This window comes from Amycolatopsis sp. NPDC057786 (assembly GCF_042797905.1).
Lineage (GTDB): Bacteria > Actinomycetota > Actinomycetes > Mycobacteriales > Pseudonocardiaceae > Amycolatopsis.
This window is the reverse complement of sequence record NZ_JBHVKW010000119.1, coordinates 1-24,450: the sequence shown is the minus strand read 5'-3', so window position 1 is coordinate 24,450 and position 24,450 is coordinate 1. Positions and strand designations below refer to the sequence as shown.

Here is a 24,450-nt window from a genome sequence, read left to right as displayed (position 1 = left end):
GCGACCGCCGCCTGTCCGGGGCCGGGGGGCCACTGCCCCCGCCCCACGTGGCAAACCCCCATTCCCCACCCTACAACGTGCCCAACGGGGCTTTCGCAACGTCGGCCGTGGCCAGATAGGCACCTAAGACACCCTTGGTTAGCTCGGACGCACGAGTCCGTTCTCGTACGCGAAGATCACCGCCTGCACCCGGTCACGGACCTCGAGCTTGGCGAGGAGATGCCCGACGTGCGTTTTCACCGTGGCTTCGGAGAGGAAGAGCCGCTGCGCGGTCTCGGCGTTGGAATAGCCCTGCGCGATCTCCAGCAAAACGTCGCGTTCCCGCGCGGTGAGCCGCTTCAGCAACGGAGAAGTCTCACGCGCGACCGCGAGCTGGTCCAGCATGCGGCGGGTCGTGGAGCGCGCGATCACGGCATCACCGGCATGGACGGCGCGGATGGCGTGCAGCACTTCGCCCGCCGACGCGTCCTTGAGCAGGAACCCGCTCGCACCGGCACGCAGACCGGCGACGGCGTACTCGTCGAGGTCGAACGTCGTCAGCAGGATCACCTTGGGCGCGTTCTCGCGGGCGGCGACCAGGCGAGTGGCCTCGACTCCGTCCATCCGCGGCATCTGGACGTCCATCAGCACGACGTCGACCCGCGTCTCGGCGAGCTTCGCGACAGCCTCCACCCCATCGGCCGCCTGGACGACGATCCGGATGTCGTCGGTCGCGTCGACGACCATGGCCAAGCCGGTCCGGACCAGTTCCTGGTCGTCGACCAGCGCGACGTCGATCGTCATCCCGAAGCTCCCTGCTCGCCGACGCGGAATTCCGCGCGCACTCTGAAACCGCCGTCGACCGGACCGGCCTCGAACGTACCGCCCGCGGCTCGCACGCGATCCCGGACACCACCGAGGCCGGCGCCCGTGCCGGGGAGCGACGGCCGCTCGCCGGCACCGGCTCCGTCGTCCTCGACGACGAACACCGACGCGTGCGGGGTGTGCGTGATCGTGACGGTGACACCCGCACGCGGACCCGCGTGCTTGACGCTGTTGGTCAAACCCTCCTGGACGAGCCGGTACGCCGCCATGGCCGCGCTCGCCGTCAGCGCGTCGGGCCGCCCTTTCTCGACCAGCCGGACATCGACGCCCGTCGCGCGGACACGCTCCGCCAAGGCCGGGATCCCGGCGAGCGAAGGCCGCGACTCGGTCTCCCGCAACACCCGCAGCGTGTCCCGCATGTCGGCCAATGCCTCGCGGGCGGTCCCGGCGATGACGGAAAGCGCCTGCGCCGCGCGGTCCGGCGACTTGGAAGCGATGGCGGAGCCGCCTTCGGCCTGACGCACGATGACCGCCAGTGAATGGGCGACGATGTCGTGCATGTCGCGAGCGATGCGCTGTCGTTCGTCGGCCGCGGCACGCTCGGCGGCTTCCGCGGCCTCGTCCGCGAGGCGGCGCCTCCGGTCGAACCGGAAACAACCCACCGCCCAGGTGCCCGCCACCGCCGCGACCAGCGCGAGAACGGCCAGCAGCAGCGTGAGCCACCCGGTGGGGAGCGCGCCGTAGGCCGTCGCCGTCCGGGCGGTGCACAGCAACGCTCCGAACACGCTGATCCCGAGGGCGAGCAGGCTCTCGCGCCGCGGACGGCGCGCGGCGACGGCGTACAGGAGCACCAGGTAGGCCGCCGACGTCGGGAGGAAGAACAGCGGGATCTCCATGCTGTCGCTCTCACTCGCCAGCCCGAGCGGCGCGGGCCGGACCACCGTGTTCGGCAGCGCGACGATCACCGCCATCGCGAGTCCGGCGGCGATGAACGCGGCCACGGTGGCGAGCCGCCGCAACGCGACGCCGGCGAGCACCGTCAAGGCGCAAAGACCCGCCACCCACAGCGCCCAGGCCGGGGAGTCCGCCACCAGGAGGATGTCGAGCGAAGGCGGCCCCAGCAGTGCCGCGACGGCCAGCGCGAAAAGGACGTCCAGAACGATCGGGTGTGTCCGCGTCCACCGGTCCACGCGGTCGGTCCACGTCACGGCCATGATCGTAGACATCGCCGCCGGGTGTGACCAGGGCGTCGTGTGACCTTGGGAAACCTTGTTTGACCTGCGCCGGAATGCCCCGGTACCGTGTTGTGTTAGCACTCTTGTCGGCTGAGTCCCGGCGAAAATCCGGTTACACTCCGCGACCGCCCACCCGGCAGGTTCAGGGCACATTTCCTTATCTCGCAACAGAATCACCGCGTTGCCGAAGTATCAGCGTCTGGCACCGTCTGTGACTGTCTCCGGCGGCTTGGTAGCGTCCACGGAACAGCTACGGAACAGATCCGGGACGCGGATATGCCCCCGGACCTGGTGTTTGTCCGAGGGCATATCCACCCTAGCTCGGCTAGGCGCCGCCATCATCTAGGAAGCCTTCAATCCGGCGATTCGCAGCGTCTCGCGTCCCGTGGACGAACTTCGCGTAGATCTTCGTCAGCATGTCGACCGTGTGCCCAGCTCGCTCCGCGACATCAGGCAGAGCGACACCCGCAGCGATCCACGACGAGACCGCCGCATGGCGAAGGTCGTAGGGCCGAGCGGCCAGCGGCGAGGCGACCTCTCCCGGCAGCAGCGCCAGCGGCCGGACCAACCTCCAAATGTCACTGTAAGACGACTGGCTGACCGGACCGCCCTCACTGGTTCGGAACAGCCGACCATCCGCCGCCAGGCCCTCCTTGTCGATGTGCTCGGACAAGATCCGAACGAGTACCGGAGGGATCGGGACGGTTCGCCGGTGTTCTTCCGGACGGTGCTTCAACGATCGAACCTGGTACGTCTGTCCGTCGTCGCTGTATCGCGCGGCGGAACTCCCGAGGGAACTCGGCAGGACCAACTCGCCCCAACCAGAGTCGGGCAGCTTGCAATGCACGTCAGCGAGGAAGCGAGCCTCACCAGGCCGAAGCGCGGCGTAGTAGAGCGTGGCGAAGAAGGGCCGCCACGACCGGTTCCCGCCGCGCGGGCGAACGTAGGTGACCGCAGTCAGCAGTTCCCGGGCCTGGACCGGGTTCACGACGACTCCAGGGTCAACCTCTCGCTCACTACCGAAGCGGACCAACTTCACGCCTGCCAGGGGGTTCACCCCGAGATACCCACACCGCTCGGCGAAGTCGAGAGCCGGAAGCACCGCGCTCTTACGGGTGTCGACGGTCCGGGTAGCCGCCTGCCGACCATCGAGCTTCCGTCGAAGCGCGCGCCCAAGCTCCAAGATCCCGTCTTCGCTCGCAAGGTCACCCACCTTCCGCGAGTGGCCCTCAAGCCAGGCCGCAACGTCTCGAATCTCGTCCGACGGCTCAACGCGGGAGACTTCGGGCGGCAGCACAAACGTCGTCAGCGCACGCCGCACCAAGGCCGGTTCCACACTCGGCTCATCGGACAGAAACCCTTGCACAGCAACAGCAAGGCCATCCACGAGCCGATCACGCGACCGAGGCGACATATCCGGCCAGACCTGCTCAAGGTACTCACGCGCCACCCGTAGCAACGTCGGTGACCGTTCCTCCCGGTAGATCGATTCGGGTAGCCCGGTCTCGATATCGAAGGCTTCGCCCCGATTCATGGCTTGCTGGAGCTTGGATAGCTCCGCCTTGGCCAATGCCTTGGTAGCAAACCATTCTGAGTGTTCTTTGCCCGCCGTGATCCAACGGACTCCGTAGGGGCGCCGACGCTTCCTACCGGTCTTCTTATCCGGCGGTCTGGTAGTGACGTCCCACAGTCGGACCTGATGCGTCGGTTTCATGCCGCCCGCTCCTGCCTGCCGTTCAGCCACTCACGCACCGCCGAAAGCGCGAAGCGCAAGTGACCGTTGGGCAACTTGATCGCAGGAGGAGCAGTGTTGATCTCCCGCCACTCATAGAGCGTGTCCCGGCTGATGCCGAGGAAATCGCACAGCTCCGGCGTGCTGAGAAGAGTTTCTAGCTGAATCGCGTTGTTGTTCATGTCGTCCCCCAATTCAGGCCGCTAGCGGAGTTGCCGAAGTTTCCGGACGTTCGCCGGGTGGCCCTTGTGCAGCGAGTAGCGCTCGGTCGTACTCCGCTCTCCAGGTAATCCGTTCGGAGATGGCGCGCATCACGAGATGCTCCCGTGGCGGGCAATGGGTGTCGCCGGGGCCGACCTTGCGCCAGACGAACCGGTCCGGTTCGGGTTGTTCCTTGGTGATGCCGACAGCGGCCAGCGCGTCCAGGACGAAGCCCTTCCGGTCCGCCTTGTGATCGGCCACCGTCTTGCCCGACCACTTCCGCGACACCAGCACCCGCCGCCCAGGAAGCCCGAGCGTCGTTCGACGATGAGCGCGACCCTTGCAGTGGCCGGGGACAGTCTTTCCGTTGGCTCCCTTGGGGTTGATGCCGTACAGCAGCCACACCGCACACCGGGGCGAGCACGGAGTCACTGACAGTTCGGCGTGAAGTCGGTCGTGGTGATCCCGTTGTGCAGAGGTGTCAGCGTCGACCACCTCACCCGTGGACTTCGTGAGGTACTTGGTGAGGTAGCCGATGTGACGCCCGGATTCCTCGGTCCCGCCCAAGATCCCCTTAGAGTGCACCTGACGGCCGAACGTGACGACGTGCGCGGGTTCCTCCACCGCCTCCACGGCCTCATCCCACGACGGCAACGGAGCGCGGGTATCTGGGTCTACGAAAGAGCGGGAATTCATGTCCCACAACGGTTCCCGGTCGGTGTAGACGATCTCGTCATGGTTGGGCCACCACACCTGATGGTAAGTGGCCTCGGTGACCATCCGGATGACTTCGTGGGAGATGGAGCCGCGTAGGGCGGTATGCAGGTGAGGGGCCGCCCGCCGTTGGGGTTCCACGGTGGCGAAGTACTGCACATCCCAGCCGACCACGCGCCGCAGGTTCTGCCACCACCTGTCCACCAGCGCCGAGAAGTGCACCGCGTCCCGAGCCGCCCGCCGGTAGTCGTACGTCGTCGGGTTGACCGGCGAACCGTCCGACCGCACCGGGCCGTAGGTGTCGCAGGTGAGCGTGACGAACATCGACGGCCGGAACTTCCCCGCGTACTCCCGCCCCACCGTCGCCGAAGACACCTTCCGTCGAGGCAGGTTCGGCGCGTCCTGCCGTCGCCTGGTCGACCGCTTCACCGGACGCTTCTCCGGAACGTCGAGGGCTGGCAGACGACCCGTCATCCCGGACGCCCGCAACTCCTCATCCACCGAGGCGACCTCTGCCCGCAGTTCCTCCGCCTCGGCCTCATCACCGACCGCCACCATCTCCCGGTACTGCGCCGCCAGATCAGCCCGGAACGTCAGCAGCTCCGTTTGCGTCTCCGAAGGGGTTTCCCGCGCGATGACGGGTTCCTCGGTCAGGTGCCAGCCCTCACGACACTGCGCCTGACGGAGCGCCTTTGCCTTGCGCGCACAGGGAAGGCACACCGATTCGACCGTCGAACCACAGGGCACGGGGACGTAGCGGATCTCGCCGGTTTCGGTGTCGCCCACCTCCATCGTAAACGGCCGGACACACACGCCGTGCTTCTCCGCAGTGGCCTTCACGACCTCTGCCGACAACGCCCCGCGGACTCGTCCAATCGACCCTTCGACCTGCTGATTTGTGGTTTCGTTGGTCATGCCGTCCCCCTCTCGCCGCGCCGGTCTGACAGGTGGATGACCGAGGCGCCGCCGTTGGTGACGTAGTGCTCCAAGTGCTTGATCGTCTGGTCAGGAACCCAACCGGCCCGAACGCGCAGGGGTTCGCGGATGCCTTCGCCCCAGACGTAGCCGACCCCGGCCGAGCCCTCGGGGATTCGGTTCGCCCACGCCCCACGCTCGTAGGCGCCGTCCCCGAGGACCATCGGGACCTGACTCTTCGCGGTCACCCGCAGGCAGATACGGCGAGTGAACAGCTCCCGCACCGGAACGGTTTCCTTGGTCGGCTCCTGGACATAGCCCCGGACCGCGAACCCGAGCGCCCGACCCTGAGTGGTCAGGATCGCGACCCGTTCCACGATCGCGTCACGGGTCTTGCGATCGGTGTAGCGGGTCAGAGCGCCGATCTCGTCGAACTCCAGCAGCTCCACCGGATACTCCGTCGAGACCGGGACCTGACGGGTGTTCCCGGCGAAGACGCGCTTCCGGTTCTCCAGTTCCTCGATCAGCGCGTCGAGGACCTCCAGGGCTTCCTTGCCGGACACCCCGTAGCGGGCGAAGATCCCGCGTCCGTAAGCAAGTTCGACCGCCTTCGGGTCGACCCCGGACACGCGAATGAGACCGGCGCGGATCGGTGCCGCAGCCGACACCAGCGGAGCCCACAGGACCGAGCCCTTCCCCGACCCCGACGCACCAGCCACGAGCGTGTGCGCGCCACCACCGACCAGCGGCAGCGTCCACGGCGTCCCGTACTCCGTCGACCCCGCGTACACCGCCCGCAGATCCACCCCCGAGCCGTCCACGGAGACCAACTCCGGGACCGGCAGACAGGTCACCGCTGCGTCGAGCAGATCCCGGCGCATGAAGTCGATGGACACCACATCCGGCTCAAGCTCCCGCACCTGACACCGCGCGACCTTCCGCGCTACCGCCAGCTCTCGCGCGACCTCGTCGAAGTCTTCCGGCTTCTGTCCAGGGACCAGCCGGACCCGGACCTCATCCCACGACGGGCCGGAGCGGACCGACAGCAGCTTCGGCACCGCCACCCCGGACGCCTGACGAGCCTTCGCGACCGCCTCACGCTTGCGCCGACGAGATACCAGGTTCACCGTCACGTCGACCGGGATCGCGTCATCGCGCACCGTCAGGCCGCAGGCGTGCAGCCACCCGGCCAGCTTCCGCCCGTAGAGCGCCCAGCGCAGCCACCACGCCCGCAGCCACCGCCCGCACCACTGGTCATAGCCGACCGCGTCCAACCGCCACCACACCAGCAGCACCGCCGCCAGCACGCCGACCGTGACGACGAGGGACACCCAGCCCAGCACCGTGCACCAGGCCCACAAACCCAGCAGCACCAGGCAGGTACGCCAGTGCCCGACGAGTTGCCGAACAATCCAGCCGACCGCCCGCAGCAGGCCCCACAGCGCCACACCGAGCACCGCCAACGCGGCCAGCGCCTCGAACACACTCGCCAGCACACGGCCGACCTTCGCCAGCACCCACAACACCACCGCCAGCCCGCCACCCACGGCAAGGGTGGTCATGATCTCCTGCGTGTTCATCGCAGACCACCCCACAGACCAGCAGCGGGAACCACGATCGGCAGCGACAGCATCCCCAGGCACGGGGAGCACTTCTCCTCACCCGGCAGCAGCCGAGCGAACCGTTTACATTCCGTACAGCGCGTTCGGGTGACCCCCGTTGACTCGCACTGAATGCCGTCATTTATCTTCGTCATTGTTCACTGCTCCAGTGGACAGGCGCAGAACCGGAACAGGTTGGTAGCCAAGGGCCGGTTCTGCGTTTTATAGGGACACTTTTAGCCACGCAGGGACGTGTTTATCCGCCACACGTCCCCACGTGTGTTTATCTGAAACAATTGCCTTTTCAGGAAGCTAAGAAGCCGCTCCACGCCCTCGAAGATGAACACCCTCAGCCAGCAGTACCCGGCGGGCTTGGCCGTAGCTCATGCCGTACATGGCGGCCACTTGGTGGATCGTCCGGCCGTCGCTATAGGCGTTGACCATGCCTGCTGGTGTCGCGGGTAGCCGGGGGCCGCGAGGCCGAATCTCCACGTTCGCATCGATGAGCGCGGCGCGCACGGTCGAGTACCCGAGTGAATATCGAGCGGCCAGACTTTTGAACGACTCCCCTTTTGCATAGTGGGCGGCGAGCTTCGCGATCTCGTCAGGTTCAAGCGGCATCAGGTACGTTCCGCCCTTTCCTCCACGATCCGCGCCGCCAGCGCCTCAGCCTCCCCGTCCTCATGTGCAACCCAGTACCGCAGTTCGTGATGATGAAATCTGTCCATATCGGACACGACGCGATACATTTTTGCGTTGTCTCGACGCCATTTCAGCCACGCGGCGAGGCTCGCGCCAGGTTGAGGGCGAGTCGCCGCCGCAACGTGGTGTGCGTCCTTGAGTGTTTGCGGCTCATTCCTGCCCGGGGTCGTCATCACAGGCCCCGTTCCGGGCGCGGCTTTCGAGCAGCGCCGCCAGTTCGTCCGCGCAATCGCGGAGTCGGCGAAGGAAGGCCGCCCGGTCCGGCCAACCGCCCCGATGCCCGGGAGGGCGGATCGTCAGCAGGCCCGCCGTTCCCGACAGCACCAGCGCCGGGGGCGATCCCGGACCCGAACCGGTCTCCTCCACCGTCACCTCGTCCCACGGACCCATCACCCACGTCGAACTGAACGCCTCCCGCATACTCGTCACCTCCCGCCCTGCGCTCCCACACACGCGCCTGCTCCTCGAATGCCTGCGCAGCCGATCCCACGGCAGCGACCACCCACCACGGCTGATCACGGTCACCGGCCAGGGCACGCCACGCCTGCGCGACCGCCCCGCGACGCCGCCGCCATCTCCCGTGCCACATCAGGATTCGCGCCCCGCGATCGCGCATCCGCGTCCGACGCGTCCCGGTAGGCTCGGTAAGCCGCCTCCCACTCGGACACCTGCTTGTTCGGCATCACGACACCACTTCCCTGTAGAAGTCAGTGCCGTCACGCGGCCTTGGCCGAGGACTCACCCGCCGTTGACCGGGCCGCCTTCCCTCCCGAGGCCGAGCCCGCGCCACTACCCACGGCCTTAAACCCGGTAGCGCGGAACACGTAGGACAGGTACTTGTACTCACCTTGCCCGGCCACCTTGGGTTCAGCGGTCAGCCCGTCCAGCTCCACCGGGCGCATACCCGGCATCACCTCAGCCGTCGTCGGCACCGGCTGCACGTCGGCCAACAGCGTGATCTCGAACGAAGCCCGCTTCGCCTTCGTCTCACCGGGGTCGGTCGCCATGAACTTCCACTGCCGCTTCCCGGTCACCTCGTCCACCCTCTGCCTCGTCGGCCGCCCCTGCGCCCTCTCCTCACGCGACTGGTATTCGTTGTCCGGCGACACTTCGCCCACCATCACAAGACCCTGCGGAAACGCGTCATCGTGCTCAACGCTGAATCGGATGCCCTTTTCGATCGCCATGTCGTGGTGAACCTTCCCGCTTGTCGGATACGCCTTTACCGGCGTACCTACAACAATCGGCCAAATGAGTGTCCCGTCACGACACCGTCTCGGTCTCGCCTCACAGCATCTCGCACTCACCTTGTCTCGTCTTGTCTCGTCTCCCGTGCTACGTTGGCCTCATGAGCCCCGACACCACAGCTCAGGAAGCCCGGCCGATCGTCCTCAAAGTCCTGCTCAGAGGACGACACTTGCAGAGCTACCGCGCGTTCTGCCGCGAGTACGACAAGGTGGCCGAGAAGGTCGACAAGAGCCTGAGGGGCAGCTTTCCCAGCAAAGCGCAGTTCTACCGATGGCTATCCGGCGAACTCGTCGGCCTACCCTACGCCGACCACTGCCGAATCCTTGAAGCAATGCTTCCCGGCTGGCAAGCCGAGCAACTCTTCGGGCCACACGAAGGCGGAATCGAGTTTGTCCCCGAGCCGCCCCAGACAAGGACGGAAACTCCTAGTCAAGAATCTCCCCCAAGGAAGATCCACACAGAGGGGGCCCGAGCCGCCCCAGGAAACCAGGTCGGCGAAGAATTCGCCCTTGCGGTCCCCAGGGCCGAATTCGGCGATTCTACTATCGACGTCTTCTCACTACCAAACCCCCAGCCAGGTCGATTACTGGACCTGAACTGGGAAACATTCGGACTTGGGATCGAGCGACTCGGCAATCAGATCAAGAATCTCGGCAGCCGCCTCGACGTTGATATCTGCTTCGGGATCAACGAAGCAGGTTTGGTCATGGCAACTTTTCTTTCGTCTTCACGGTTTTCGCGATGCCCCATCGGCTACCTGCGATGCAACAAGGTTCGCGGCGGTATCGAGCTTGACGACGCTTCTGTTTTCCCCGAGGCCAAAGATCACCCGACTATCGTTCTCTGCGATTTCGAGGTCAAGCATTCCGACGCTATCGGATACCTCGAAAAGCAGGTTCGTGCACGCTACCCGACAGCCGACCTGTATTTTGCCGTATTCGGAGCCATGACCAAGGGCGACGATCCCCGCGCCTACAGCTTCGATGACCTTGCAGGCGTGCACAACCTGCGGAAGGCAGACTTCTCCGCTATCTTCATCGCCGCGACCATGAGCCCTCCCGGCATTGAACCTCCGCTGGAACTGCGATAGATCACGAAGGTGGCCCACTCGATGAACCACGAACCGTCAATCCCAGACTTGGCCGCACGCATCGCCGATCTGGTCAAGGGAATGATGCTCGAAATCCGGCCCCGCCTGGTGAAAGCCGCCATCACTGGCAATCGCGGAGAACACGAGAACGTTCGCCATAGTGACAACTTCCTTTCAGACTTCGATCTGTGGATGCATCGACGCTACAAGGAAGCCATCGCCGAACACCTGACGTCCTTTGTCTACGCATCAGAGGAAGCCGACCCAGAAGTGATCGGCCCAGACTCCGACCCTGATCTCTGCATTCTCGTCGATCCCTTGGATACCAGCGAACTCGCGGTACGCGGCCTCTACGGCTACACGCACATCATGGTCTATTCTCGCGCTCTCGCCAGGCCGATCGTTTCGGTGATCGGAGATATCTTCCACCATATTCAGCTCTACATCGGCGCGCGAGATGACGAAGGCATTGACCGGGCGTTCATGGTCACAGCCGACTCCACGAGGTACGCGCTCGACCAGCCCTCGCAAGCCAGCCTCGCGGAAGCCCTGGTAACCAACTACTTGATGCGCCCAGATGCACGGTTCGCTCCCCTTGCACGGCAGGAGGGTTTCCTAGCCGCTCTCAGCGCACCGTCCGCCGGGGACAAGAAGAAGGGGCGCATCGGTGTCGACTTCGGTTCAGTGAGCCTGTGCCATGTGGCCGCTGGTCTGACCGACGCCACCGTCGAGTTCGCAAAGGGGTTCGCCATCTGGGACCTTGCTCCAGGCCACTACGTGCTTCATGCCGCAGGCGGAACCGTCGTCGATCTCCAGGGCCAACCGCTCCCGCTTGACTACAGCTTCGATTCGCTCGCTGACATCACCGCAGCGATGAACCCGCGCCAAAAGTTCGTTGCCGCCGGTAACGCCAGCCTTGCCGACGAGATCGTTAAGACGCTGCGCGCGTAGCCCACCCTGACGCCCCGAGCGGTCGCCGAAGCGCAGACACGCGAGTCCTGCCGAATTTGGCTCTATGGGATCAAGGCGCCGCCGTTGGCGGCGCGCGGGTCACCACCCGTCCGGCGGGCTACGCCCAGAAGGCGGCGCCGGCCTCCCGCTCCGCTCCGGCAGGCGCCGCCGGGCGAGCCCGCCGCAGGGCAGCACCCGCAGCGCGCCGCCAACGACGACGGAGACCCAGGAGCCACACGGCCAGATCACCCGACCCACCTAGCCGACGCGCAGTGGTCACCAGGAGGTCCCTCGCTTCTCAGCGTCTAACACCGGCCCGCCCGCATCAAGGCGGGAAAGCGTGCCTTGACACGACCGAACCGGCGCTAGAGATGGCAGGGGCGAGGGAAGCGGAGCAAACAGGCACACGGGGCAGCCGGAGGCCGCCAGAGTGAGCACGGAGCAGGAAGGCGAGGCTCTCAGGCGGCACGCTCGGAGACCGCCCAGCTCATGACGGCTCGTACCCTGGGCCGGAGCCGATCTCGGTCCGGCACGGAACAGGCACGGAACAGAGGGCGTGACCAGGGCGTCATGTGACGTTGGGAAACCTTGTTTGACCTGCGCCGGAATGCCCCGGTACCGTGTTGTGTTAGCACTCTTGTCGGCTGAGTGCCAATGCACGAAGGAGCAGCAGTGCCCACCTACCAATACGCCTGCAAGGAATGCGACCACGCTTTCGAGGCCGTGCAGTCGTTCTCCGACGCGAGCCTGACCGAGTGCCCGCAGTGCTCGGGCCCGCTTCGCAAGGTCTTCAGCTCGGTCGGCGTGGTCTTCAAGGGCAGCGGTTTCTACCGCAACGATTCGCGCGACTCGAAGGCCAACACGACGTCGGCCCCGGCCAAGACCGAGACCAAGTCGGAGTCGAAGACCGAGACCAAGAGCGCCGCATCCTCCTCCACGGGTACGACGAAAACGGCCGCCGCCGCTTCCTGACGTCCCGAGTTGTCCACAGGCCCCCGGTTATCCACAGCCGGGGGTTTTCGTACTTTCCAGGGCCGCGCATCCGCCCCTAGCGTCGAGATCATCACCGATCGACGAGGGGGAATCCCGTGCTCCATCAACTGCCCGTCCTGCGAAGACTCCAAGGCAGGCCCGCCCGGCTGCTCCGCCGCTGGCTCGCCCTGTCCCTGCTGCTCGGCGGCCTGATCACGCTGTTCCTGCCCGCGTCCGCCCGCGGCACGCCCGGCACCGCGACCGTCGTCTCCGCCCGCGACCTCCCGGCGGGTTCGCTGCTGCGCGCCGGGGACGTCAAACTCGTCGACCTCCCCGATGACGTTCGTCCACAGGGCGCCACCGGGCTGCCGTCCTCCGTAGAGGGACGGATGCTCGTCGGTGCCGCGCGGGCGGGTGAACCGCTGACGGACGTCCGCCTGCTGGACGCGGGCATCCCCGGATCGGGTGATCCCGAGAATTCAACTGTCCCCGTGCGGCTCGCCGACGCCGGGGTCGCGGAGCTGCTCAGGCCGGGCCTGCGGGTCGACGTCGTCGCGGCCGCCGAAGCCGGGCGCGAGGCGTCTGTGCTGGCCAGCGCGGCCGTCGTGGCGGCGGTGGGCGAACCGGGCACCCGTGATCCGAAGGCCTCCGGCGCCGGGAGCAAGGGACCTTTGGTGCTGCTTTCCCTGCCGTCCGCGATCGCGACACGAGTCGCGGCCACCTCGCTGGAACGGTCCATAACGGTTACCCTCCGCTAGCTCGCGCCTGCCCTGTGGCGGCGGGCGCCTGCGTCCCCCCGGTATGGAGAAGGGACGGTCGGCGAACCGTCCCAGGTGAAAGAGGAGAGCGTCTTGATCAAGGGCTTCAAGGACTTCCTGATGCGCGGGAACGTCGTCGACCTGGCGGTCGCGGTGGTCATCGGCTCCGCGTTCACGGCGATCGTCACGGCCTTCACGAACGGCCTGATCAAACCGCTGATCAACGCCATCGGCGGTTCGGACGCCGCCAAGGGGCTGGGGTTCAACATCCTCAGCGCGAACGACTCGACCTTCATGGACTTCGGCGGCGTGATCAACGCGGCGATCAACTTCGTGATCGTGGCCGCCGTCGTCTACTTCGTGATCGTGCTGCCGGTCAAGCACGTCCAGGAGCGGCGCAAGCGCGGTGAAGAGGCGGGCCCCTCGGAGCCGACCGACGTCGAGCTGCTCACCGAGATCCGCGATCTGCTGCGCACGCAGCAGAACCGCGCGAGCTGAGCCCCTGGCGGATACAGCTTCGGCTCGGCCGACAGGCTGAGCGCCGGATCACCGGTCGTGATGAGGCGGCCGGTTCTCCAGGAACCACGAGTCGGAGTCCGGGGAACGCTGCCCCGGCTCTCGCTCGTCGGAGGTCGTGTCCGGCAGGACGTCGCCGAAGATCTCGTCGACCCGCCGTTTCTCCGCCGCGGACGGGCGCTTGTCTTCGTCTTCACCTGGCATGACGTCCATTTTCGCACCGGTCGCGGGGGCCGCCCGCCGGTGGGACCATCAGCGCATGAGCATCGTCGACAAAGCGAAGGGGCTGGCCGCGCAGGCCATCCACAAAGCCGAAGAGGTCGCGGGCGAGGTCCGCGAGAAGGCCGGGCCGCTGGCCGAGAAGGCGGGCGACGTGGCGGCCAAGGGTGTCTCGGCGGCGTCGGCCGGGGCGAACAAGGTCACCGGCGGCCGGTTCGAGGACAAGATCGGCCAGGTCACCGAAAAAGTGGAAGGGGTGCTGCACCACGACAAGAAGGGCGAGCCCGGGACCGATCCCGGACCCGCCCCGAAGAACTAGGCCTCTTCGAGCCCGGACAGCTCGTCGATCACGTACGGCACCAGCGACGAGAGCGTCGCCATGCCGTCGCGGACGGCAGCGCGGGAACCCGCGAGGTTGACCACCAGCGTGCTGCCGGAGACCCCGACGAGCCCGCGGGAGATGCCCGCGTCCACCGCGCCGGCGGCGAGGCCGGACGCGCGCAGTGCTTCGCCGATGCCCGGGATCGGGCGGTCGAGCACACCGGCCGTCGCGTCGGGCGTGCGGTCGCGCGGGGAGACCCCGGTGCCGCCGACGGTGATCACCAGGTCGGCACCGCCGATCACCGCGGTGTTGAGCGCGTTGCGGATCGCGGCCGTCTCGGCTTCGACCACCACGACGCCGTCGACGATGAACCCGGCCTCTTCGAGCAGCTCTGTGACCAGCGGTCCCGTGTTGTCCTCGTGTTCGCCGTGGGCGACGCGATCGTCCACGATGACCACCAGTGCGCGGCCCAGCCGTTGTGCGCTCCGTTCCATGGTCACACCGTATCCGGTTTCGGCTGATCTTCGCTTGAGCGGTACCGCGTAGTTGTGACGATTCCCTGACATGAGCCCGCGATCCGGCGCCGCCGCCCTGGATCGCCCCTAGCGTCGGAACAGTGCGAACACTGGTAACCGGCGGGGCCGGGTTCATCGGCTCCCACATCGCCGATCTGCTGTCCGGTGAAGACGAGGGCCATGAGGTCGTCCTCCTCGACAACCTCCTCAGCACCGCGCACGGTTCGCCGCACCCGCCGGGGTACACCGGCCGCCACCAATTCCTGCGCGGCGACGTCACCGACCAGGAGCTGGTCGCCGAACTGCTGGACGGCGTCGACGCGGTCTGTCATCAGGCGGCCGTCGTCGGACACGGCGTCGACCCGTCCGACGCGCCGTCGTACGCGCTGAACAACGACTACGGGACCGCGGTCCTGCTCGCCGCGATGCACCGCGCCGGAGTCCGGAAGCTGGTGCTCGCCTCGTCGATGGTCGTCTACGGCGAAGGCCGCTACGAATGCCCCCTCCACGGGATAGTGCCACCGTCGCCGCGGAAACAGTCCGATGTGGACGCCGGCCGCTTCGAGCCCGCGTGCTCGGTCTGCGGTGCCGAACTCGGCTGGCGGCTGGTTCCCGAGGACGCGCCGCTGCGGCCGCGAAGCACCTACGCGGCCACCAAGCTCGCGCAGGAACATCTGGCGGCGGCGTGGGCCCGGCAGACCGGCGGAACGGTCTGGGCCCTGCGCTACCACAACGTCTACGGGCCGCGGATGCCGCAGAACACCCCGTACGCGGGCGTCGCGTCGCTGTTCCGGTCTTCACTTCTGCGCGGCGAGGCGCCGGTAGTGCTGGAGGACGGGAACCAGCAGCGCGACTTCGTGCACGTCCACGACGTGGCGAGGGCGAACGTCCTGGCACTGCGCACCGACGGGCCCGAAGGTGACCTGACACCGTTGAACATCTGTTCCGGGCAGCCCCACACCGTCGGCGAGCTCGCCGAGGAACTGGCGAAGGCCTGTGGGGGGCCGTCTCCGAAGATCGCCGGGGGCGCCCGACCCGCCGACGTCCGGCATGTCGTCGCGGACCCGGCCCGCGCCCGGCGGCTGCTCGGCTTCACCGCGCGAACCGGTTTCGCCGAAGGTGTCGCCGGCTTCGCCACCGCTGAGCTGCGGGAACCGGCCGGTCTCTGAAACCGGGAACAGACCCGGCCCTCACCGGGTTGTCGTTCCCGGCAACGGAAATCGACTTTTTGGGGGTTTTGGTGGGCATCACCGTCGGAGACATCGAGATCGAAGCGATCGGGGACGGTCTGATCAGGCTGCCGCTCCCGTTCTTCCCCGGTCTCGACCCCGAAGCCCACCCGGACGTCTTCGACGAGGACGGCACCGTGCACGTCCCGACCGGCGCGTACCTGATCCGCGGCAACGGCCGCACGATCCTCGTCGACACCGGCCTCGGCCCGCGCGAATTCGCCTTCCCGCCGGGGATGACCCCCGCCAAGGGCGACCCCACCCCGCCGATGGGCACGGGCGGCGACCTCGCGGCCGCGCTGGACAAGGCGGGCTGCCCGGTCGGCGAGATCGACACCGTCTTCCTCACCCACCTGCACAACGACCACATCGGCTGGATCGCCCCCGAAGGCGACCTGACCTTCCCCAGCGCTCAGGTCGTCTTCGGGCAGCTCGACTGGGACGCGCTGATCGCGCCCGCCGGGACGGGCGAATGGAGCCGTGTCGGTATGGAGACCGCCAGGGGCGCGGGGCTGACCGAGGCGATCAGCGGCGACGACGTCGAGATCGCGCCCGGGATCGTGGCGCGGCACGCCCCCGGTCACACGCCCGGCCACTACGTCCTCGACATCACCGCGGACGAAGAGCGCCTGCTGCTGCTCGGCGACGTCCTGCACACCCCCGCGCAGCTGACGGACACGCGAGTGGGCTTCCTCGGCGACGTCGACCCGGAACTCGCGCTCCGCACCCGGCAGCGGTTCCTCGCGGAGGCGGAAGAGACCGGCGCGATCATCGCGCCGGCCCACTTCCCGGAGATGGGATTCCTGCGGCTCTGAGCTACTTGCCGCAGAGCACCTTGTCGGTGAGCAGCTGGTCGGCCTTGTAGTAGGCCTGCCCCAGATCGGCGTCCGAGTCGCCGTAGGTCATGGACAGCTCGAACGTCCTGCTGCCGTCGGGCGTGCTGGCCATCACCGTCCCGAAGCCGTGGAAGCCGCCCATGCCCTTGAGGACGGTGCCGCAGCTCGCTTCCTGAACGTAGACACCCAGGCCGTAGCCGCCTTTCGGGTGCGGCTTGCGCATCTCGTCGAGCAGCGGGGCCGGCAGGAGCTTTCCGCCCAGCAGCGCGGAGAAGAACGTGTGGAGGTCCTTCGTGGTCGAGATCAGCTCACCGGCGCTGGACGCCCACGACGGGTTCTGGTTCGTGATGTCGACCGTCTTCCACTGCCCGGGCTTCTCCTCGTAGCGGTAGTAGCCGTGGGCGTGCGGCCCTGGGATGCCCGGCCAGGTGCCGGGCACCACGGTGTCGCGCAGTCCGAGCGGCCGCAGGATCCGCCGCTGGATCTCGTCGCCGTAGGGGCGGCCGGCGACCTTCTCGATCACCAGCCCGGCCAGGACGTAGTTGATGTTCGTGTAGGTCCAGTCCGTGCCCGGCGCGAACAGCGGCGGCTTGGACAACCCGAACCGCACCAGTTCCTCCGGCCGGTAGGTGTGGAACCGGTTGTCCAGGAACTCCTTACCGGTCAAGGGGATTCCCGGCACGATCGTGCCGTCGGGCAGCATCGCGCCGGTGTAGTCGAACAGGCCGCTGGTGTGCTGCAACAGCATCCGCACCGTGATCCGCCGGTCGAGGCCGAACTCGGGCAGGTACCCGGCCACCGGCGCGTCCAGGCCCACCTTGCCCTCGCCCACCAGCTGCAGGACGACGGCGGACACGAAGGTCTTGGTGTTGCTTCCGATCCGGAACCGCCCGTTCGTCGGGGGCTTGGCGGCCGAGCCCAGCTCGCGCACCCCGGCGCTGCCGGTCCAGTCGCCGCGCGCGTCGTGCACCCGCAGCTGTGTCCCGGCGAAACCGGAGGCGACGATCTGCTCGGCCATCGCCCGCAGGTCCGGCCGGTCCCGTCCCTTGTCCGCGGCGGCCACGCCGGGCGTGATCCCGGCCAGCAGTGCGGCCGCCACCGCGGTGAGCCCGGCCCGTCGGAAGAATCGCTTCGCTGAAGTCGTCATGGCGGCAACGATCGCGGCCCGCGCTGACACCACGGTGACACGCCGCTGACACGGTCAGGGCATGGCGAGCGGGAGCCGGACCTCGAACCGGCAGCCGGGGCCGTCGTTGCGGACGCCGATGCGGCCGCGATGGGCTTCGACGAGGCCTTTCGCGATCGCGAGGCCGAGCCCGCCGCCGCTCGCCAGCCCGCCGCGCTCGGGGGTGCGCGCCGTCGTCCCGCGGAACGCGACGTCGAAGACCCGCCCGATCTCGTCTTCGGGGATCCCGCCGCAGCAGTCGGATACCGCGAGCAAAGCCTCGCCGCCCTCGATGCCGATCTGGACCGCGACCGTCCCGTCCGGCGGCGTGTGCCGCACGGCGTTGGACACCAGGTTGCGCACGATCCGCGCCAGTTCCGGGTCGCTGCCGGAGACGACCGGCCACACGTTCGCGTACTCGATCATCCGCACGCGTTTCTGCTCGGCGAGCGGCGCCTGCGCGGCGACGGCGTCGCTCACGACGTCGCGCAGCGGCACCGCGGCCATGGTCAGCTGCAGCGCGCCCGCGGTGATCCGCGAGAGCTCGAACAGGTCGCCGACCATGCCGGACAGCCGCGTGGTCTCACCGCTGATCCGCCGCGCGTAGCCGGTGACCTCGATCGGGTCGGCGACGACGCCGTCCGCGACGGCCTCGGCCATCGCCTGGATCCCGGCCAGCGGGCTCCGCAGGTCGTGGCTGATCCACGCGACCAGTTCGCGCCGCGACGCCTCGGCCGCGCGCTCCCGTTCCCGCGCTTCCCGTTCCCACACGCTGCGGCGCGCGATCGCGCGGCCGAGCACGAGCGCCGCCGGTACCGTCACCAGCGCGACCAGCACACAGACCAGCGTCATCGTGGTCAGCGCGGGGGTGAACATGAACCCGCTGATCCCGAGCACCGCGATCAGCGTCGCGAGCACCGGGATCAGCACGAGGATCGTCATCGTGCTGGCCAGCGAACCGCGCCGGAGCAGATACAGCGCCAGCCCGCCGAGCAGCATCACCGGCAGCGCGAACATCAGCGCGAACGGCAGGATATGCCAGGCGTGCGCCAGCATCTCGCCGAACGACTCACCGGAGCCGATCATCGCCGCACCGGGTCGTACCGGTAGCCGACGCCCCAGACGGTGGCGACGCGGACGGGTTTCGCCGGGTTCTTCTCGATCTTCTCCCGCAACCGTCTCACGTGGACGGTCACGGTGGACTGGTCGCCGAAGTCCCAGCCCCAGACCTTCTCCAGCAGATCGGCGCGGGAGAACGCCACGCCGGGATGGGTGAGGAAGAACGCGAGCAGATCGAATTCCCGGCTCGTCAGGGGAAGTTCCACGCCACCGAGGGCCGCCTGCCGCGCCGACATCTGCAACGCGAGGTCGCCGTCGGTGATCACGCGCGCCGCCGGCTCGGGCCGCGGCATCCGGGCCCGCCGCAGGACCGACGCCACGCGCAACGCGAGTTCCTTGGGGCTGAACGGTTTCGTGACGTAGTCGTCGGCGCCGAGCTGGAGCCCGGCGATGCGGTTCTCCTCCTCGCCGAGCGCGGTCAGCATCACGACCGGCACCTGGCTCACCTGCCGCAGGCGGCGGCACACCTCCAGCCCGTTGAGCCCGGGCATCATGACGTCGAGGACCACGAGATCCGGCCCGGTCGCGGAGAACAGCCGGAGCCCCTCGGTGCCGTCCCCGGCGACGTCGACTTCGAAGCCCGCGACCTCCAGGTACCGCCGGACGACGTCTCGCACGGTCTCGTCGTCGTCGACGACGAGTACGCGGCCCTGCTCTGTCATGCCATCCACCTCACCAGCTCGTCAGCACCAGATGGTTCACCACCAGCGCCGTCGCCGCCGACGCGGCGAGCCACCACCGTCGCCCCTTCGACGGCAGCAGCGCCACCGCGGGCAGCAGCCACACCTCGAACGGTAGCCAGATGCGTTCGACCTCCGCCTTCGACAGGCCGGACAGGTCCGCGAACGCGATCGCCAGTACCGCGGCCGCCACGATCAGCGTGACCGGCTCGCGGAACGACCGTTTCGGCTCGGCGAGGAATTCCGCGCCCGCCCGCCGTGTCCCGGCGATCACGGCCGGGCCGAGCGCGATCAGTACCGCCGCGATATCCGCCCACACCCAGTAGGAGTACGGACGCAGTGTCGCGATCCCCTGGTAGTAGCGCTCGACCACCAGGTGATAGCCGTCGAGCCACCAGAACCCCGCCAGCGCGAACGCCACGACGACCACGGCCACCCCGACCGTGGCGAGAAGCAGGATCCGCCACTCGCGGGTCAGCACGACGACTGCGAGCACGATCACGCCGAGCAGCACGAGACCATAGGAGAGGAAAAGCCCGAACCCGAGCAGCAGACCGCCGGGGAGCGCGAGGATCCGCCGTCGCGTGGCGAGCGCCAGCAGCGCGATCCCGGTCGCCGTGACACCCGCGAAGAGACCGTCGGCGGACACCCCGATCCAGATCGCGCCAGGGGTCAGGACGGCGAACGGCAGGACCGTCCTCGCGGCGTCCTGCCTGCCCAGCGCGGAGAGCGTCACCGGCACCGCGACCACGGCGAGACAGCCGACCAGCACGACGACCGTCGAGGCCCACGCGCCGCCCTGAAGACCGAGCCGGTCGAGCCATACGAAGACCAGCGTCGCGCCCGGCGGATGCCCGGACACGTGCGTCGTCCACGAATCCGGCTGGAAATCGAGGATGCGCGAGGAGAACTCGCCCAGCATCGTCGGGATGTCCGTGATCCCCGGGACTTCGTGCAGGTACTCGTGTTCCGTGGTGAGCCTGCCGGTGAACCCGCGCGTCCACCCGTCGATCATCGCCAGCGAGAACGTCCACGCCAGCGCGGTCACGTAGCCGAGCGCGAGCAGCGGACGCCAGCCCAGCCGGGCGGCGAGCAAGGGACCTTTGGTGACGACCAGGAGCGCGAGCACGACCGCGGCCACCGAACCCGGACCCACATGCGGCAGCCACAGCCCGAACAGCGGCGGCGCGAACGCGTAGATCACCACGCCGGAACCGGGACGGTTGTGGTGGAGGCCGACCGCGATCGCGGCGGCGACCACGAGCATCGCCAGCCCCACGGCGATCAGATCGGCCCGGCGGCCGGTGCGGGAAGGGGCGGTGACAGTGGACATCACCGGCACCATAACCGCGTTCCCGCCGCCCGGCGGCCCGGTGACGCGGTCCGTCAGAACTCGGTAAGAACTTCCCCGACGTCAGAATTCGGTAAGCAGCGCAAGGGTTTTGGTCCGTCCATCCCGGACTTAACGTGCGTTGCGTGAACGATGACCAGGTTGACGTCGTGCTCCCCTGTCTCGACGAGGCCGGTGCCCTCCCCGGGGTGCTGGCGGCCCTGCCCGGACGTTACCGGGCGATCGTGGTCGACAACGGCTCCACGGACGGCTCCGCCGAAATCGCGGCCGGGCTCGGGGCGAAGGTCGTCCACGAACCCCGGCGCGGCTACGGCGCCGCGGTGCACACGGGGCTGGAGGCGGCCACGGCGGACGTCGTGTGTTTCGCCGACGCCGACGGCTCCCTCGACCTCGCCGAACTGCCGATGCTGGTCGGCGGTCTCGCCGACGCCGATCTGACGGTCGGGCGGCGGGTGCCCAGTGGTCCCGGTGTCTGGCCGTGGCACGCGAGAGCAGGCAACGCCGTGATTTCGGCGCTCCTGCGGCACAAGGGATTGCCGGTCCGCGACATCGCGCCGCTGCGAGCCGTCCGGCGGCGGGCGCTGCTCGATCTCGACGTCACCGATCGCGCCTTCGGCTACCCGCTCGAACTGCTGATCAAGGCGAGGCGCGCGGGATGGCGGGTCACCGAGTTCGACGTGTCCTACGGCGCACGCGCCAAGGGCACGAAGTCGAAGGTCTCCGGCTCGCTGCGGGGAACGTTCCGCGCCGCGCGGGATTTCGGGCGGGTGCTGAGCCGATGACCTTCTGTCTGTTGATCGTCGCCAAGGCGCCCGTGCCCGGTTTCGCGAAGACGCGGCTGTGCCCGTCCGCGACGCCGGAGCAGGCCGCCGAGATCGCGGCCGCCTCACTGCTCGACACCCTCGAAGCCGCGCTCCTGACGCCGGACGCACGCGTGGTCGTCGCCATGACCGGCGAACTCGGCGAAGCCGTCCGCGGCACGGAAATAGCCGCAGTACTCCGGAGAACGGAGGTGATCCCCCAACGCGGGGAGGGCTTCGACCTGCGGCTCGTCAACGCCCACGCCGACGCGCCCCGTCCCGGCGAGCCGGTGCTGCAGATCGGGATGGACACCCCGCAGGTCACCCCGGCGCTCCTGGCCGAAGCCGCGGACCGGCCCGAAGATTCCGTCCTCGGGCCCGCCGAGGACGGCGGCTGGTGGGCGCTGGGACTCAAGGATCCGTCGCACGCCAAGGCTCTCGCCGGGGTGCCGATGTCGCGTGCCGACACCGGACGTCAGACCCTGCGCGCGCTGACCGGCATCGGACTCCGCCCCGGCGTCCTGCCCACACTGTCCGATGTGGACACTTTCGCCGACGCGCGCCGGGTCGCGAAGGCGGCACCGCACGGCCGGTTCGCCCGAGCGGTTGCCGAAGTCCGGTGACCGCCTTCGACCGCGGCCTGCTCGGCCACCGCTGCTGGCTGGAACTGGCGACCGGCGAACGCGTCGACCTGCCGGTCGACCGCTGGACCGCCATTCCCTGCGAAGGCGACGACGTCCTCCTCGACGCCTGTGACGGCCCGACCCTCGACGTCGGCTGCGGGCCCGGCAGGCTCACCGCCGCGCTGACCGAACGCGGCGTCGCCTCGCTCGGCGTCGACATCTCGGCCACCGCCGTGCGGCTCACCCACGACCGCGGCGCCGCCGCGCTCCACCGGGACGTGTTCGACCGGCTCCCCGGCGAGGGGCGCTGGCGCCATGTCCTGCTCGCCGACGGGAACATCGGCATCGGTGGCGATCCGCACCGTCTCCTCGCGCGGATGGCGGAACTGATCACCGACGGCGGGACGGTACTCGTCGAACTCGACCCGCCGGGTCGCGGGCTCCGCCAGGACCGGGTCCGGCTGCGCCCCGAAAACGGCGCCTGGTTCACCTGGGCGTGGGTCGGCGTCGAGGCGATCGCGGGCCTCGCCGCCCGCACCGCGTTCCGTGTCGCTTGGTCCACCAGCCACGGTCACCGCTGGTTCGCCTGCCTGGAGAAGGCATGAACACCCCTTCGGAACGGGTGACGTCCCGGATCGGGCTCGCGCTCGCCGTCACGTTCACGCTGTGCTTCGTCACCGGCCTGATCAGCCATCTCATCCAGCATCCGCCGTCGTGGTTCGGCTGGCCGAGCCGCCCGGTCTGGCTGTACCGGGTCACGCAGGGCACGCATGTGCTCTCCGGTATCGCGTCGATTCCCTTGCTGCTGGCCAAACTCTGGAGTGTCTATCCGAAACTGTTCGAGCGCCCGGTGATCCGCTCGCTGCCGCACGCGCTCGAACGCCTGTCGATCCTGGTGCTTTCCGCGGCCGCCTTCTTCGAACTCGCCACCGGCCTGTTCAACATCGCGCAGAACTACCCGTGGACGTTCTACTTCCCGCAGCTGCACTACGCGGTCGCGTGGGTGGCGATCGGTTCGATCCTGGTGCACATCGCGGTGAAACTCCCGATCGTCCGCCGTTCGGTCACCCGGAAGCCCGAACCCTCGCGGCGCGCCTTCCTCCGCACGACCTGGCTGGCCGCGGGAGTCGCCGTCGTCGCGACGGCCGGGGCCACGGTTCCGTTGCTGCGTAACGTTTCCGGCCTGTCGTGGCGCAGCGGCAAGGGGCCACAGGGCCTGCCGGTGAACCGGACCGCCGAGGCGGCGGGCGTCCTGCCTGCGGCGAAGGACCCGAACTGGCGGCTTTCGGTGGTGACGCCGAGCGGCACGAAGACCTATTCACTGGAAGAACTCCGCGCGCTGCCGAGAACTTCGGCCGAGCTGCCGATCGCGTGCGTCGAAGGATGGAGCGAGTCCGCGCGCTGGAGCGGCGTCTCCCTGCCGGAGTTGTTGCGGCACGCCGGAAGCACACCTGGCACTCCGGTCCGCGTGTTCTCGCTGGAGAAGGCCGGGCCCTACGGGATCAGTGACCTCCCGGGCGAGCACACGGCGGACGACCTCACTCTGCTGGCGCTGGAACTCAACGGTGAAGTGCTCGACGCCGACCACGGCTTCCCGTGCCGGATCATCGCCCCGAACCGGCCCGGCGTCCTGCAGACGAAATGGGTCACCCGCTTGGAGACGCTGTGAAGACGTTGCGGCTGCTGCTGTTCCTGCCCGGCCTCGCCGCGCTCGCGTGGGGCGCGGTGCTGTTCTCCGAGTACGCCTTTCCGCTGCGCCCGGACGTCTTCGGGACGCTCGGGTGGCTCGTCGGCGGACCGCTGGCGCACGACCTGCTGATCGCGCCGCTGGTCGGCGCCGTGGGATTCGCGCTGAGCAGGTTCCTCCCGGAACGCTGGAAGACGCCGGTCAAGACGGGCGCGGTGCTCAGCGGGGTGTTGACGCTGCTCGCGATCCCGTTGCTGTGGCGGCCTTTCGGCGGCGCGCGGAACCCGGGCCTGCACGACGCCGACACCGTCACCGGCCTGCTCGTCACCCTGGCGGCCGTCTGGCTCGGCGTGCTCGTCGCCGCGCTTGCCCGGCGGAAGGCGCACTAGTGAGGTCCTGGTGGGTTGCCCGCTCCGGGCCGCCCAGCGACCGTGTTGCGAAAGCCACTTTCGCAACGTTGAAGGT

At 68.3% G+C, this 24,450-nt stretch carries 29 protein-coding genes; 13 read left to right on the top strand and 16 right to left on the bottom strand.

Annotated features, from left to right (window positions below):
- Positions 1-138 precede the first annotated feature (138 nt).
- The 10 genes from ACFVM3_RS36915 to ACFVM3_RS36870 form a co-directional block, all read right to left on the bottom strand.
- The gene (locus tag ACFVM3_RS36915; RefSeq protein WP_378444507.1) at positions 139-783 is read right to left on the bottom strand and encodes a response regulator; all 645 of its coding nucleotides are present in this window, start codon (positions 781-783) and stop codon (positions 139-141) included.
- On the bottom strand, positions 780-2,012 hold the full coding sequence (locus ACFVM3_RS36910) for a sensor histidine kinase (RefSeq protein WP_378444506.1): 1,233 nt from the start codon (positions 2,010-2,012) through the stop codon (positions 780-782). The genes ACFVM3_RS36915 and ACFVM3_RS36910 overlap by 4 nt, the downstream gene beginning before the upstream one ends.
- Positions 2,013-2,364: 352 nt before the next feature.
- Positions 2,365-3,753 (bottom strand): tyrosine-type recombinase/integrase, encoded by a 1,389-nt coding sequence (locus ACFVM3_RS36905; RefSeq protein ID WP_378444505.1) that lies wholly within the window; start codon positions 3,751-3,753, stop codon positions 2,365-2,367.
- Positions 3,750-3,953: a helix-turn-helix transcriptional regulator gene (locus ACFVM3_RS36900; RefSeq protein WP_378444504.1), complete on the bottom strand. Its 204-nt coding sequence runs from the start codon at positions 3,951-3,953 to the stop codon at positions 3,750-3,752. Before ACFVM3_RS36900 ends, ACFVM3_RS36905 begins: the two co-directional genes overlap by 4 nt.
- Positions 3,954-3,966: 13 nt before the next feature.
- Positions 3,967-5,601: a replication initiator gene (locus tag ACFVM3_RS36895; protein WP_378444503.1), complete on the bottom strand. Its 1,635-nt coding sequence runs from the start codon at positions 5,599-5,601 to the stop codon at positions 3,967-3,969.
- A complete protein-coding gene (locus ACFVM3_RS36890) occupies positions 5,598-7,181 on the bottom strand; it encodes an FtsK/SpoIIIE domain-containing protein (protein WP_378444502.1) in 1,584 nt (527 codons plus the stop codon). The genes ACFVM3_RS36895 and ACFVM3_RS36890 overlap by 4 nt, the downstream gene beginning before the upstream one ends.
- 333 nt (positions 7,182-7,514) lie before the next feature.
- A complete protein-coding gene (locus tag ACFVM3_RS36885; RefSeq protein ID WP_378444501.1) occupies positions 7,515-7,823 on the bottom strand; it encodes a helix-turn-helix domain-containing protein in 309 nt (102 codons plus the stop codon).
- Positions 7,823-8,077 (bottom strand): AMED_5909 family protein, encoded by a 255-nt coding sequence (locus ACFVM3_RS36880; protein ID WP_378444500.1) that lies wholly within the window; start codon positions 8,075-8,077, stop codon positions 7,823-7,825. Before ACFVM3_RS36880 ends, ACFVM3_RS36885 begins: the two co-directional genes overlap by 1 nt.
- Entirely contained in the window at positions 8,055-8,324 is a 270-nt protein-coding gene (locus ACFVM3_RS36875; protein WP_378444499.1) for a hypothetical protein, read from the bottom strand. The genes ACFVM3_RS36880 and ACFVM3_RS36875 overlap by 23 nt, the downstream gene beginning before the upstream one ends.
- Before the next feature lie 296 nt (positions 8,325-8,620).
- Positions 8,621-9,091 (bottom strand): hypothetical protein, encoded by a 471-nt coding sequence (locus ACFVM3_RS36870; RefSeq protein ID WP_378444498.1) that lies wholly within the window; start codon positions 9,089-9,091, stop codon positions 8,621-8,623.
- Positions 9,092-9,252: 161 nt separating this feature from the next.
- Between ACFVM3_RS36870 and ACFVM3_RS36865 the strand changes: the two genes are divergently transcribed.
- From ACFVM3_RS36865 to mscL, 5 genes are all read left to right on the top strand, one after another.
- Positions 9,253-10,242 (top strand): hypothetical protein, encoded by a 990-nt coding sequence (locus ACFVM3_RS36865; RefSeq protein WP_378444497.1) that lies wholly within the window; start codon positions 9,253-9,255, stop codon positions 10,240-10,242.
- A 21-nt stretch (positions 10,243-10,263) separates the two neighbouring features.
- Positions 10,264-11,193 (top strand): inositol monophosphatase family protein, encoded by a 930-nt coding sequence (locus ACFVM3_RS36860; protein WP_378444496.1) that lies wholly within the window; start codon positions 10,264-10,266, stop codon positions 11,191-11,193.
- A 672-nt stretch (positions 11,194-11,865) separates the two neighbouring features.
- Positions 11,866-12,165, top strand: a complete 300-nt coding sequence (locus ACFVM3_RS36855) for an FmdB family zinc ribbon protein (RefSeq protein WP_378444495.1) — start codon at positions 11,866-11,868, stop codon at positions 12,163-12,165.
- A 116-nt stretch (positions 12,166-12,281) separates the two neighbouring features.
- A complete protein-coding gene (locus ACFVM3_RS36850; RefSeq protein WP_378444494.1) occupies positions 12,282-12,923 on the top strand; it encodes an SAF domain-containing protein in 642 nt (213 codons plus the stop codon).
- A gap of 93 nt (positions 12,924-13,016) precedes the next feature.
- Positions 13,017-13,421, top strand: a complete 405-nt coding sequence (gene mscL / locus ACFVM3_RS36845) for a large-conductance mechanosensitive channel protein MscL (protein ID WP_378444493.1) — start codon at positions 13,017-13,019, stop codon at positions 13,419-13,421.
- A gap of 48 nt (positions 13,422-13,469) precedes the next feature.
- Here mscL and ACFVM3_RS36840 read toward each other — a convergent pair whose 3' ends face one another.
- Complete coding sequence (locus ACFVM3_RS36840; protein WP_199745374.1) at positions 13,470-13,643, bottom strand: hypothetical protein; 174 nt, start codon at positions 13,641-13,643, stop codon at positions 13,470-13,472.
- A gap of 55 nt (positions 13,644-13,698) precedes the next feature.
- Between ACFVM3_RS36840 and ACFVM3_RS36835 the strand changes: the two genes are divergently transcribed.
- A complete protein-coding gene (locus ACFVM3_RS36835; RefSeq protein ID WP_378444492.1) occupies positions 13,699-13,977 on the top strand; it encodes an Rv0909 family putative TA system antitoxin in 279 nt (92 codons plus the stop codon).
- Here ACFVM3_RS36835 and ACFVM3_RS36830 read toward each other — a convergent pair.
- The gene (locus ACFVM3_RS36830; RefSeq protein WP_005155592.1) at positions 13,974-14,474 is read right to left on the bottom strand and encodes a molybdenum cofactor biosynthesis protein B; all 501 of its coding nucleotides are present in this window, start codon (positions 14,472-14,474) and stop codon (positions 13,974-13,976) included. The genes ACFVM3_RS36835 and ACFVM3_RS36830 overlap by 4 nt on opposite strands.
- Positions 14,475-14,596: 122 nt before the next feature.
- On the opposite strand from ACFVM3_RS36830, the gene ACFVM3_RS36825 reads away from it, so the two are divergent.
- Both ACFVM3_RS36825 and ACFVM3_RS36820 read left to right on the top strand, forming a co-directional pair.
- Positions 14,597-15,664, top strand: a complete 1,068-nt coding sequence (locus ACFVM3_RS36825) for an NAD-dependent epimerase/dehydratase family protein (RefSeq protein WP_378444491.1) — start codon at positions 14,597-14,599, stop codon at positions 15,662-15,664.
- A gap of 71 nt (positions 15,665-15,735) precedes the next feature.
- Complete coding sequence (locus ACFVM3_RS36820; RefSeq protein ID WP_378444490.1) at positions 15,736-16,539, top strand: MBL fold metallo-hydrolase; 804 nt, start codon at positions 15,736-15,738, stop codon at positions 16,537-16,539.
- Between the two features lies 1 nt (position 16,540).
- Here the strand turns inward: ACFVM3_RS36820 and ACFVM3_RS36815 are convergent, their stop codons facing one another.
- From ACFVM3_RS36815 to ACFVM3_RS36800, 4 genes are read right to left on the bottom strand one after another with little or no spacing between them, the layout of a single operon-like run.
- Positions 16,541-17,707 (bottom strand): serine hydrolase domain-containing protein, encoded by a 1,167-nt coding sequence (locus ACFVM3_RS36815; protein ID WP_378444489.1) that lies wholly within the window; start codon positions 17,705-17,707, stop codon positions 16,541-16,543.
- A gap of 54 nt (positions 17,708-17,761) precedes the next feature.
- On the bottom strand, positions 17,762-18,811 hold the full coding sequence (locus ACFVM3_RS36810; RefSeq protein WP_378444488.1) for a sensor histidine kinase: 1,050 nt from the start codon (positions 18,809-18,811) through the stop codon (positions 17,762-17,764).
- Positions 18,808-19,506, bottom strand: a complete 699-nt coding sequence (locus ACFVM3_RS36805; RefSeq protein ID WP_034305757.1) for a response regulator transcription factor — start codon at positions 19,504-19,506, stop codon at positions 18,808-18,810. The genes ACFVM3_RS36810 and ACFVM3_RS36805 overlap by 4 nt, the downstream gene beginning before the upstream one ends.
- A gap of 10 nt (positions 19,507-19,516) precedes the next feature.
- A complete protein-coding gene (locus ACFVM3_RS36800) occupies positions 19,517-20,869 on the bottom strand; it encodes a hypothetical protein (protein ID WP_378444487.1) in 1,353 nt (450 codons plus the stop codon).
- A gap of 131 nt (positions 20,870-21,000) precedes the next feature.
- Here ACFVM3_RS36800 and ACFVM3_RS36795 point away from each other — a divergent pair, with 131 nt between their 5' ends.
- The 5 genes from ACFVM3_RS36795 to ACFVM3_RS36775 are packed head-to-tail and all read left to right on the top strand — an operon-like array spanning position 21,001 to position 24,374.
- Positions 21,001-21,657, top strand: coding sequence for a glycosyltransferase family 2 protein (locus tag ACFVM3_RS36795; RefSeq protein WP_378444486.1), 657 nt, complete (start codon positions 21,001-21,003; stop codon positions 21,655-21,657).
- Positions 21,654-22,298 (top strand): DUF2064 domain-containing protein, encoded by a 645-nt coding sequence (locus ACFVM3_RS36790; RefSeq protein ID WP_378444485.1) that lies wholly within the window; start codon positions 21,654-21,656, stop codon positions 22,296-22,298. The genes ACFVM3_RS36795 and ACFVM3_RS36790 overlap by 4 nt, the downstream gene beginning before the upstream one ends.
- Positions 22,295-22,903 (top strand): methyltransferase domain-containing protein, encoded by a 609-nt coding sequence (locus tag ACFVM3_RS36785; protein WP_378444484.1) that lies wholly within the window; start codon positions 22,295-22,297, stop codon positions 22,901-22,903. The genes ACFVM3_RS36790 and ACFVM3_RS36785 overlap by 4 nt, the downstream gene beginning before the upstream one ends.
- Complete coding sequence (locus tag ACFVM3_RS36780; RefSeq protein ID WP_378444483.1) at positions 22,900-23,967, top strand: molybdopterin-dependent oxidoreductase; 1,068 nt, start codon at positions 22,900-22,902, stop codon at positions 23,965-23,967. The genes ACFVM3_RS36785 and ACFVM3_RS36780 overlap by 4 nt, the downstream gene beginning before the upstream one ends.
- Positions 23,964-24,374 carry a hypothetical protein gene (locus tag ACFVM3_RS36775; RefSeq protein ID WP_378444482.1) on the top strand — a complete coding sequence of 137 codons (411 nt, stop codon included), beginning with the start codon at positions 23,964-23,966 and terminating at the stop codon, positions 24,372-24,374. The genes ACFVM3_RS36780 and ACFVM3_RS36775 overlap by 4 nt, the downstream gene beginning before the upstream one ends.
- The last annotated feature ends 76 nt before the right edge of the window (positions 24,375-24,450 follow it).

Excerpts from the sequence above, each read along its gene's own strand:
- ACFVM3_RS36915 (WP_378444507.1), bottom strand. The coding sequence starts at position 783 with ATGACGATCGACGTCGCGCTGGTCGACGACCAGGAACTGGTCCGGACC.
- ACFVM3_RS36840 (WP_199745374.1), bottom strand. The coding sequence starts at position 13,643 with ATGCCAGGTGAAGACGAAGACAAGCGCCCGTCCGCGGCGGAGAAACGG.
- ACFVM3_RS36835 (WP_378444492.1), top strand. The coding sequence starts at position 13,699 with ATGAGCATCGTCGACAAAGCGAAGGGGCTGGCCGCGCAGGCCATCCAC.
- ACFVM3_RS36895 (WP_378444503.1), bottom strand. The coding sequence starts at position 5,601 with ATGACCAACGAAACCACAAATCAGCAGGTCGAAGGGTCGATTGGACGA.
- ACFVM3_RS36900 (WP_378444504.1), bottom strand. The coding sequence starts at position 3,953 with ATGAACAACAACGCGATTCAGCTAGAAACTCTTCTCAGCACGCCGGAG.
- ACFVM3_RS36780 (WP_378444483.1), top strand. The coding sequence starts at position 22,900 with ATGAACACCCCTTCGGAACGGGTGACGTCCCGGATCGGGCTCGCGCTC.
- ACFVM3_RS36810 (WP_378444488.1), bottom strand. The coding sequence starts at position 18,811 with ATGATCGGCTCCGGTGAGTCGTTCGGCGAGATGCTGGCGCACGCCTGG.
- ACFVM3_RS36865 (WP_378444497.1), top strand. The coding sequence starts at position 9,253 with ATGAGCCCCGACACCACAGCTCAGGAAGCCCGGCCGATCGTCCTCAAA.
- ACFVM3_RS36815 (WP_378444489.1), bottom strand. The coding sequence starts at position 17,707 with ATGACGACTTCAGCGAAGCGATTCTTCCGACGGGCCGGGCTCACCGCG.
- ACFVM3_RS36870 (WP_378444498.1), bottom strand. The coding sequence starts at position 9,091 with ATGGCGATCGAAAAGGGCATCCGATTCAGCGTTGAGCACGATGACGCG.
- ACFVM3_RS36860 (WP_378444496.1), top strand. The coding sequence starts at position 10,264 with ATGAACCACGAACCGTCAATCCCAGACTTGGCCGCACGCATCGCCGAT.
- ACFVM3_RS36830 (WP_005155592.1), bottom strand. The coding sequence starts at position 14,474 with ATGGAACGGAGCGCACAACGGCTGGGCCGCGCACTGGTGGTCATCGTG.
- ACFVM3_RS36905 (WP_378444505.1), bottom strand. The coding sequence starts at position 3,753 with ATGAAACCGACGCATCAGGTCCGACTGTGGGACGTCACTACCAGACCG.
- ACFVM3_RS36880 (WP_378444500.1), bottom strand. The coding sequence starts at position 8,077 with ATGACGACCCCGGGCAGGAATGAGCCGCAAACACTCAAGGACGCACAC.
- ACFVM3_RS36805 (WP_034305757.1), bottom strand. The coding sequence starts at position 19,506 with ATGACAGAGCAGGGCCGCGTACTCGTCGTCGACGACGACGAGACCGTG.
- ACFVM3_RS36875 (WP_378444499.1), bottom strand. The coding sequence starts at position 8,324 with ATGCGGGAGGCGTTCAGTTCGACGTGGGTGATGGGTCCGTGGGACGAG.
- ACFVM3_RS36790 (WP_378444485.1), top strand. The coding sequence starts at position 21,654 with ATGACCTTCTGTCTGTTGATCGTCGCCAAGGCGCCCGTGCCCGGTTTC.
- ACFVM3_RS36885 (WP_378444501.1), bottom strand. The coding sequence starts at position 7,823 with ATGCCGCTTGAACCTGACGAGATCGCGAAGCTCGCCGCCCACTATGCA.
- ACFVM3_RS36800 (WP_378444487.1), bottom strand. The coding sequence starts at position 20,869 with ATGGTGCCGGTGATGTCCACTGTCACCGCCCCTTCCCGCACCGGCCGC.
- ACFVM3_RS36890 (WP_378444502.1), bottom strand. The coding sequence starts at position 7,181 with ATGAACACGCAGGAGATCATGACCACCCTTGCCGTGGGTGGCGGGCTG.